Genomic DNA, 8,686 nt, shown 5'->3' with positions numbered 1-8,686 from the left:
GCGAAGCTGCCAGCGCNCCCGCCCGACATTCTCCCTGCGCGCCAGGACAGAGGGGCAGGGCAGRGGGGTCANCAGACCCCCACAAACCTTTCGCCACCTTGGCTGTCTATCTCATAGATCAGAACGGGCGATCCGATCCGGGCGGCGCGGCGTCTGCCGCGCCGCTCCGCCTCAGTCAACGTGGCGCACGGGATGGGCAGGTCGTCCGGGTCGTCGCGGATTTCGTAGGTCATAGCGCGATCCCCGGTTTCACGTTTCCGTCCCGGTCCAGCCAACTGCGCGCTTCCGCACAACCGATGCAGATGCAGGTTCCGGCTCCCCCGACCGTGACAGGGGCCAGATAGACCGGGGGATTGGTCGTGCCGCATTTGCGGCACGACAGGTCGGGCAGGGGGCCGCTCACGCGGCGGCCCTTTCTTCTTCGACGTGCTGGCGCTTGGTCAGCAGGTCGACGGCTTTCTGGGCCTCGCTGGCGGCTTTAAAGATCAGACGTTTGTCGTCGTTCAACGCGCGCAGCCAGCTCTTGATATATGCGCCGGACTGTCCAAAATCAGGCGTCAGGCCAAGCTTTGCGCAAAGCATGGCATTTCCCAGCTCAGCCACCATTTCTTCGAACGCGTACCCTTTTCGATCATTAAAACGGGAAAAGCGGTCAAGGCGGGTGCTGTGTCCGGTCCAGTGGCAAGCCTCATGGGCCAGCGTCCCATAATAGCCTGCCGCATCGTGAAAGGTGGCAATCGGGGGCATGTGGATATGGTCGGCGGCGGGGTTGTAGTAGGCTTGCGGTTCGTCGCTGGTGCGAATTTCTGCCCCGGTCGCGGCAAAGAAAGCATCAAGCGCCGGGTCGGGTTCGGTCCCAAGGTCGCGCGCAGCCTCGGCGGGGGTGCCATAATATTCCGGGGCCAGCCCCTCGATCTGCTCGGCGTTGAACACGCTGTAAGATTTCAGATAGGGCAGGCGGCGTTCCTCGCCGGTGTCTTTGTCCTCGCGGTCAAACGTCCCATATTTGACAACCGTGGCGCATTTCTCGCCCTTGCGGACCTGTCCGCCCGCTTCTTGCGCTTGGCGATAGGTGAACCAGAACGGGGCGCGATAGCCCTTGGCGTCGGCGGCAAGCCACAGCATCAGGACATTGATGCCGGAATAGGGTTCTCCGTTGCTACGCAGCGGGAACGGTGCGCCGCCCTTCTCGCCGGTCCAAGGCTTGCGCCATGCGGGGGTGCCGGACTCGATGCTGGCAATGATGCTGTCGGTGACATGCTGGTAGAGGTCGAACGATTTAGCCATTTGGCGTTCCTTTCTTTGCGACGATCCCGCCCGGTCTTTGCGCCGTGGTCGGGTGCCCAAAATGGGCGGGGGGTCAGGCGAGGAAGCGCGAAGCGCGCCCCTCTCCTGAACCCTTGCCTCCCGGCGRGGGCRGGGGGGGAACCGCCGCAATGGGAAAATCCAGCGGACAAGGGGGTGGTGCGGCCCGCAGCCGAAGGCGAGGACACGGCCCCGTAGGACGTGCAGCATTTTCATGTTGCGGTGGGGGACCAGTGGTCCCCAAACGGACGGGCGCGCAGCGCCTGGCCCAACAAGGGCAGGGGGCGTTTGGCTTGTCCAAATTCCCCCTGCGTCTCGATCGCCGCGCCTGCCCGGGGATCTCGCTATTCTGAAAGAGGCCGCGGTGGGTCTGTGCCGCAGCTGCCGCAAGCCGCACCCGGTTGCCCACAGGCCCTTGCTCGATCCTTGACGTTTCGCGCGGGCCTGCTGCGGTCCCGCGCCTTCACTCCCGAGGTCGTTCCCGGCGCGCGACTGGACAACCGCCGTCGCGCCTTGCGTCAGCGGTCCCGCCCGTCAGGGACGAGATGGGCGGGGCAGGGCGCCCAGGACCGGTGTGCGGGGGGATGGCTCGGGACGAGACATTCAACCGTGCAGCGCAGCCGGGCGCATCGCCCCGACCAGCTCGGGTGGAGGCCGGTCTTGCCGGCCGGAACCGGGGACGCGGCCCGAAGGGGACGCCCGGATCAGTTTATGATCTTGCTGAAACGATAGTCTCATGAAAATTACATATTAGATGATGTCCTCAAGCCTCAGCTGAGCAAACAGCCAAAACATGTTTACAAGTATTAGGAGTTAACAACGATGCCTAACCTAGCACGCGCACAATATTGGACGATTATAGCGCTTTCCTCTATCGCTTTTTTGCTCTCGTTAGCTTGGATTGGAATAGAATCTTCAGATTACTTTGTTGACCCGTACAATTTGGAACCGTTTGTAGTCGCTTTCGCTAGTTTCGTTCCTATTGTTACCTTGTTTTGGCCGTTCAAGCCAAAACACCGCTCCACCAGAATCAAAGATACATTGACCGTTAATGGATCAATCACCCGAACAGCCGAAATGGGAGAGGGAGAATCCCTTTTTATTATTACTTTATCACCAAATTCTAGCACCTCGGCACACATAAGATTTTCCGATCCTTCAATTAGAGGATCATATGTCACACCTGAAAGTAGATTTTCTGATATTAAGAATGCGGCGGCCTATCATGCGACCGATATTGATAAGACCGCAAACAGAGGAGATATTGTAGTTATGAAAAATAGATTCAATAACTATTGCCTATTTTCTATTACTAAAATTATAGAGCATAACAACAATAGAAATGCTGATGAGTGGGTGTTGAACTATGTCATTGATCCCAAGGGAGGGGTAAATTTCAGCTGATTAAAGCTGATCAATTCTACATATCGCAGCATTAAAAATTGCTACAGCAACGAAAAAACACCCCGGCTGCCATGCAGCCGGGGTGTTCAGATCTTGCCTCCGCTGACGCTGCCTTACCGAATGTAGCTCATTGCAGCAGACATGCGCGCCAGTCCAACCACCTCGTATGTCCCTGTAGCAGGGTTCAGTGCGAATAGGCCGTTGCCCCGCAGCTCGATTTTAAGGACCCCATCGCTGTCAGACAGCATGCCCTCCAGCATTTCACGGGCAATTTCCGCTTTGGCGTCCTGTCCCATCTCACGCGTCAACTTGCCCGCTGCGCCGTCAGGTGCAGCTCGGCCCGAAGGGCCGGGCCTGGAGGCGGGGGCCGGCGCAGACGGCCGCCNCCGCCAGGTCATCATTCCCCGCCAAAAAAGAAGCCCCGCCGAAGCGGGGCCAGTTGAACCTTCGTCGCAGAAGGATGGGCGGTGTCGCGCTCTACTGAACAGGAGCGGCGGCGGGAAACTCGGTGGCAGCCGGGGCCGGTCGCAAGCGAACACTCTGATGGGTCCAGGCTGCGCTGTGCAGCTTTTGCTGTGCGTCTTTGAAGGGTAGCGGATCGGCGTGCAGATCAACCCATGCCGTGCCGGTCCAGTAGGTGGCGATATACAGGGGCATGAAAATCTCTTTCGTCTGAAAAATGCTCTGTATGGGGCGGCTAACGCCGCCCCTCCGGTTCGGTATGAATCAGAAGCAGTCCGGGGTCCAAGCCTCGATGCGGGCCTTCTTCTCCGCGTCGATCCGCCATGCCTTCTGATACTCGGCATCGCTGAACAGACGCTCCATGCACCGCGCTTTTTCGGCCTTCTTCTGCGCCTTGTGCGCCTTGAAGCCGTTCCCCTGCGGATCACAGCCCGTCAGTTCCAGATGCAGCGCGTCAAGATAATCGGCGCTGACGCGGCTGAAAAAGTTCTCGGCGGTGGGCGTCCAGACCTTGCGGATACCGGCCCCGGCATCGGCCTCGATCAGTCCGAAGAACTCCGCGCTGCCTGCGCCATAGGGCAGGGTCCGCGCCACGCTCTCGACCAGCGCCGCGTTGCGGGCTTTCTTGCCAGCGGCGATGAACGTGCGGAAGGCGGTCGCCAGATCGTCCACCCGTAGTTCCCGGCGGCTCCATGCCTCATGTCCCGCAGGGGCATGGGTCAGCCGTTCGGAAAACTCCAACCCCTCGGGCTTGCTTGGGCAGTTGTTGGGGCGTCCCGGCGACAGGTCGAAAACATGGGTGCTGACACCCGATGCCAGCGACATGCCGAAGGCCAGCAGGTCAAAGATCATTTCCGGCTTGTCCAGAAGCGCGGTCTGGATCGCGGCCAGCCGCACAGCCTTCATGTCCTCGACCAGCGCACCGGAATAGGGCGACTTGGGCGCGTCCTCGACGCTGGCCGCACCGTGGCGCGTTGCGGCATGTCCGGTCAGAACCTCTGCCTCGATTGCCTCGGCGCGATCTTCGGGCCGAACCCATGCGGCCGTTTCGCCCAGGGTGCCATCATTGCGGACATAGATGAACACCCCGGCAACGGCGCGCTGCGCGTCGGTGAAGCCGCCTTCAACGATGTTCGTCAGGTCGGCAAATTCGGCTTGGCCCGCCTCGTCCAGAACGTCGCCCTCGGCCAGCTCTGCCAGTTCGTCGTAACGCTCGCTCTGTTCCTCGCTCAGGACGCCCGGAACAGGATAGATGCGGTCCAGCTTCTCGGCAGTCCCGTAGGGGACATAGCTGTCGGGCATGGCCTCGACCCATTTCCAGACTTCTCCGATCTTTGCCGCTGCCTCGTCCATCTTCTCGGTGAACAGGCGGGCCAGAAGGTCGCCATCGTGCAGCGCGGTCGTGTCGCTGAACAGATCGCGGTTCATCCGCCCGCCCGCTGCGGTGTAGGCGTCCAGCCCGACAAACAGGGCGCGGCGGTCGGAGCCGCTGATCGCTTCCGGCTGCAAAGCCTGCTTGATGCGGTATTCGGACACGTCGCGGCCCATCACCTCGGCCAGAACCTGCAAGGTCAAAGCCTCGTCCTGGGACACGGTGAAGGCTTTTGCCATCCCGTAGCTGATATGTCCCGTCTTCAAGGCGTCCAGAACAGCGGCGGGCAGTGCTGCCAGCGCAAGGCGGCGGTAAACATGCGCCTCGGTCTTGCCGAAGCTGCGGGCGATGGTGGACACGTCTGCGCCTGCCTCCTTCATCCGGCCATAGGCACGGATTTCATCGGCGGGTGCCAAGTCCTCGCGGGCGGCGTTCTCGGCGCTGGCCCATGCCCGCGCGGTGGCCTCGTCAGGGGCGATGCGGACGGGAACAGAGGCCAGTTCCGGGTGGCGCTTGGTCACGGTCGGATCACGCTCGACTGCGCGGGCGATGGCGCGGAGCCTGCGACCCCCGGCGACAATGCCGACGCGGCCATCCGCATCGACGGTGCCAGACAGGTTCTGGATCAGGCCGATCATGGCGAGGCTGTCGGCTAGCAGGTTGATCCCCTCCGGGTCCGCGTCCTGACGCGGGTTCATGTCCGAGACATAGAGTTGGGCCAGCGGGAAATACTGGATGGCGGCGGCGGTGATGATTTCGGTTTTCATGGGTGGCATTCCTGTTTGCGACGATTATTTGGCTGTTGTGGCGTCCGGCTGTGAGGGCAGGACAAAGCGATGGGGGGGCTTCAACCGGCCCCATGCTGCGTCAGGAAGCGGCGTCCGATACCGAAGGTGTCGCCGTTCCTGACCAGCGCCCATGCTTCTGCGAGACGCTGTTCCAAGACTGCATTGCTCATGTGTTCATTCCCTTGTCGGTTGAAGCTGCGGGAAGCATCGGCCTGCCTGCGGAGCGAAACAGGCCGATCCCCGGTCAGTGTTCGGACGGCAGGTAGAGCGTCAGGACACGGCGCGTCTGGTCGGGGTCACAGGCACAATCGGGCATCGTTGCGCCGTAGGTGTAGGCGGTGTCGTAAAGGTCGATCTTCCAGAAAATCGCCGCGCCATCGGCCTCCACGCGACCAAAGGAATGATCCTCCCAAGGGTCGTTTTCCTCGGTGAAGTCGCTGAAGTTGATAACCTTTCCCATCAGGGCGGATTTGGTCGCCACGGGCAGGGCCTCGAAACCCGGCGTGACGACAGCGCGGCCTTTCAGATGATGGTCCCGCCACAGGGCGGCGAAGCCAAGGCAGCGCCGGAAGGCGTCGTTCTGCTCTGCGATCAGCAGGCGCAGCATGTGGTCGCGCGCCTGCTCGGCAGCGGTGTCGGTCTGGATTGCTTGTGCCATTTGGCTTTCCTTTCTTTGCGACGATCCCGCCGGGTCTTTGTGCCGTGGTCGGGTGCCCAAAATGGGCGGGGGGTCAGGCGAGGAAGCGCGAAGCGCGCCCCTCTCCTGAACCCTTGCCTCCCGGCGAGGGCAGGGGGGGAACCGCCGCAATGAGAAAATCCAGCGGACAAGGGGGTGGTGCGGCCCGCAGCGCGAAGCGCGAGGACACGGCCCCGTAGGACGTGCAGCATTTTCATGTTGCGGTGGGGGACCAGCGGTCCCCAAACGGACGGGCGCGCAGCGCCTGGCCCAACAAGGGCAGGGGGCGTTTGGCTTGTCCAAATCCCCCCTGCGTCTCGATCGCCGCGCCTGCGCGGGGATCTCGCTATTCTGAAAGAGGCCGCGGTGGGTCTGTGCCGCAGCTGCCGCAAGCCGCACCCAGTTGCCCACAGGCCCTTGCTCGATCCTTGACGTCTCGCGCGGGCCTGCTGCGGTCCCGCGCCTTCACTCCCAAGGTCGTTCCCGGCGCGCGACTGGACAACCGCCGTCGCGCCTTGCGTCAGCGGTCCCGCCCGTCAGGGACGAGATGGGCGGGGCAGGGCGCCCAGGACCGGTGTGCGGGGGGATGGCTCGGAGAGACATTCAACCGTGCAGCGCAGCCGGGCGCATCGCCCCGACCAGCTCGGGTGGAGGCCGGTCTTGCCGGCCGGAACCGGGGGCGAGGCCCGAAGGGGACGCCCGGATCAACTACAGAAAAAGAGCAGAAACCTGCATCAACAGGCCAAGCCCAACGATGATAAGAACGGTCATCCAAAAGCCACCGCTGGAGCTATTACTTGTATCTTTAGACTTTTGACATTTCTCCAACAGGACCGTTCCACAAACGGAACAGCAGGATAAGACGTCTGATCTTGTAGAGCAAAATGGGCAACAATATTTCATCTTAATATTCCTAGTAAGCTTAATTGAATCGAACCTTTTCCCATTATCTGTAGATCGAAAAATTGCAAAGATCAGTTCCAATGTCTTTGCCGACATAGTCGAGAGTGCGGGTGCAATTTGGCATCTACATCCTCAAAGCTACATAATTATAAGGACTTAACATCCTTCCATCAGTTCGATCCCATGCGGAGCTTCTTGCAGAGGTATATCCTTTGAAGTATATACAGATATACCGTAAAGGATAGAGCCATGACCATCCTTATCAAAGGCGATGAAATCGACGACCTCGTTGCGAAATATTGCGCGATAACAGGGGTTAAGAACAAGAGCGAAGCTGTCCGTCAGGCGCTTGCCGCGCAAATTTCTGCCCTTTCTACGAAGGAAAGCTTGGCTGACCGCATTGCAGCGATCCAAAGCCGCGCAGCGGCTTCTGGCATCGCGGCTGATGGCCGGGATGATAAGGCTTTCATGGATGCGATGTGGGGTGAAGACTGATGTTCATCGACGCAAGTGCGCTTGTAGCTGTCCTAAAGAATGAACCCGAAGCGCCAGGGCTGATGAAGGCGATGGAGGCGGCGCGGGGAAAGCTCCGCCTTTCCCCTATCGTTCGCTTGGAGGCTACGCTTGCCCTTGCCAGAACGCGCCGGGACGCGCGAAGCGCGGGCCCGGCGACAGCTGAAGATTTCCAGATCGCTTCCGATCTGGTCAATGACCTGCTCGACGCCATCCAGGCACAGGAGATGATGATTTCGTCCAGCATGGGCCGCGCTGCGATCGAAGCTCTTGCCACTTATGGAAAGCTCGTCGGGCACCCGGCACAGCTGAACATGGGCGATGCGCTGTCCTATGCCTGCGCGAAGTCGCATCATGTGCCCTTGCTCTATAAGGGGGACGACTTCGCACAGACGGACTTAGCTTAACGGCGTGTCAGCAGCTAGCCTTCCCGATGAAAGCCTGCTTGCGGTCCTGCATGGCGCCATCCGCCGAAGCGATACCCTGTCCCATCATGAACGCTACTCCTTCAATGAAAGGTCGGCCCTAGTGGGGGCCGCCTGATAATGGCTCCTCGAAAACATAACGGCTTAGCAGGTCTGCGTCAGGCGCGCGTGTGTGCGTTGCTTCTAGCCCAGATACGGTAAAGTTCTCTTGGACGTCAGATTCCGGGACCAAGAGATAATACCATGGCTTCTCGCCATGCTTGGCGCTGGCTTGGGTTGCTACGTGGCACCAAAGACTTGCAGCATCTGCTTTGCGCAGAACTTCCGCGTCCTTCATCTCCGACTGTCGCTTGACTTCGATGATCAGCTTGGCTGCCGCCGTCTCGACCACAAAATCGGGTTGATACGGAGCACCGTGGTTATCGTAAATCTTAAACTGGTTCGGACCAGGTTTCATCCAGAGCCGCACCGAAGTGTCCTTTTCAAGGACGATGGTCAACTTGCGTTCGGGATCGGAGTCGAATTTGGCGTACTGATAGCATCCTTTTGAAAAACCGGTGAAAACATATTTCCTAATTTCCTGTTTTTGGTCAGGCGGGGTTTTGAAGTCTCTGATGAAACCCGTTCCTGCGGTATCAAAGGTCTGCGGGCGTAGCTCGGCAAATGCTGAAGCTAGTGAGACACGGTAGTTTGTCTGCTCGCGCCACATGTTCTGCTTCATTTGCGAGAAAATGCTTTCGGCCATTGCCTTGGCATGACCGCGCAGGACGCTGCGCGTTTGCTCTTCATCACCGTCAAAACGGTTGCGTGTGTGGATGACTGCCTGTCCGGCTAAATC

Annotated in this window: 10 protein-coding genes; 3 read left to right on the top strand and 7 right to left on the bottom strand. The window is 60.0% G+C overall.

What is annotated here, in order from left to right:
- Window positions 1-229 precede the first annotated feature (229 nt).
- Window positions 230-403 (bottom strand): hypothetical protein, encoded by a 174-nt coding sequence (locus GBO37_RS17100; RefSeq protein WP_252930136.1) that lies wholly within the window; start codon window positions 401-403, stop codon window positions 230-232.
- Window positions 400-1,287 (bottom strand): ArdC family protein, encoded by an 888-nt coding sequence (locus GBO37_RS17095; RefSeq protein ID WP_252930135.1) that lies wholly within the window; start codon window positions 1,285-1,287, stop codon window positions 400-402. Before GBO37_RS17095 ends, GBO37_RS17100 begins: the two co-directional genes overlap by 4 nt.
- 840 nt (window positions 1,288-2,127) lie before the next feature.
- On the opposite strand from GBO37_RS17095, the gene GBO37_RS17090 reads away from it, so the two are divergent.
- The gene (locus GBO37_RS17090) at window positions 2,128-2,709 is read left to right on the top strand and encodes a hypothetical protein (RefSeq protein WP_252930134.1); all 582 of its coding nucleotides are present in this window, start codon (window positions 2,128-2,130) and stop codon (window positions 2,707-2,709) included.
- Between the two features lie 113 nt (window positions 2,710-2,822).
- Here the strand turns inward: GBO37_RS17090 and GBO37_RS17085 are convergent, their stop codons facing one another.
- The 4 genes from GBO37_RS17085 to GBO37_RS17070 form a co-directional block, all read right to left on the bottom strand.
- On the bottom strand, window positions 2,823-3,005 hold the full coding sequence (locus GBO37_RS17085) for a hypothetical protein (RefSeq protein ID WP_139086612.1): 183 nt from the start codon (window positions 3,003-3,005) through the stop codon (window positions 2,823-2,825).
- Window positions 3,006-3,186: 181 nt separating this feature from the next.
- A complete protein-coding gene (locus GBO37_RS17080) occupies window positions 3,187-3,366 on the bottom strand; it encodes a hypothetical protein (RefSeq protein ID WP_252930133.1) in 180 nt (59 codons plus the stop codon).
- A gap of 69 nt (window positions 3,367-3,435) precedes the next feature.
- Complete coding sequence (locus GBO37_RS17075; RefSeq protein WP_252930132.1) at window positions 3,436-5,310, bottom strand: ParB/Srx family N-terminal domain-containing protein; 1,875 nt, start codon at window positions 5,308-5,310, stop codon at window positions 3,436-3,438.
- A 265-nt stretch (window positions 5,311-5,575) separates the two neighbouring features.
- Window positions 5,576-5,989: a DUF3768 domain-containing protein gene (locus GBO37_RS17070; protein ID WP_252930130.1), complete on the bottom strand. Its 414-nt coding sequence runs from the start codon at window positions 5,987-5,989 to the stop codon at window positions 5,576-5,578.
- 1,170 nt (window positions 5,990-7,159) lie between these two features.
- On the opposite strand from GBO37_RS17070, the gene GBO37_RS17065 reads away from it, so the two are divergent.
- Entirely contained in the window at window positions 7,160-7,405 is a 246-nt protein-coding gene (locus tag GBO37_RS17065) for a type II toxin-antitoxin system VapB family antitoxin (RefSeq protein WP_252930129.1), read from the top strand.
- Window positions 7,405-7,830, top strand: a complete 426-nt coding sequence (locus GBO37_RS17060; RefSeq protein WP_252930127.1) for a type II toxin-antitoxin system VapC family toxin — start codon at window positions 7,405-7,407, stop codon at window positions 7,828-7,830. The genes GBO37_RS17065 and GBO37_RS17060 overlap by 1 nt, the downstream gene beginning before the upstream one ends.
- A gap of 118 nt (window positions 7,831-7,948) precedes the next feature.
- On the opposite strand, the gene GBO37_RS21685 is transcribed toward GBO37_RS17060, so the two are convergent.
- A complete protein-coding gene (locus GBO37_RS21685) occupies window positions 7,949-8,557 on the bottom strand; it encodes a hypothetical protein (protein WP_371927620.1) in 609 nt (202 codons plus the stop codon).
- Window positions 8,558-8,686: the final 129 nt, after the last annotated feature.

Origin of the sequence: Paracoccus sp. 08 (assembly GCF_024105395.1) — a bacterium.
Taxonomy (GTDB): Bacteria; Pseudomonadota; Alphaproteobacteria; order Rhodobacterales; family Rhodobacteraceae; genus Paracoccus; species Paracoccus marcusii.
This window is presented reverse-complemented; position numbering and strand designations above follow the sequence as displayed.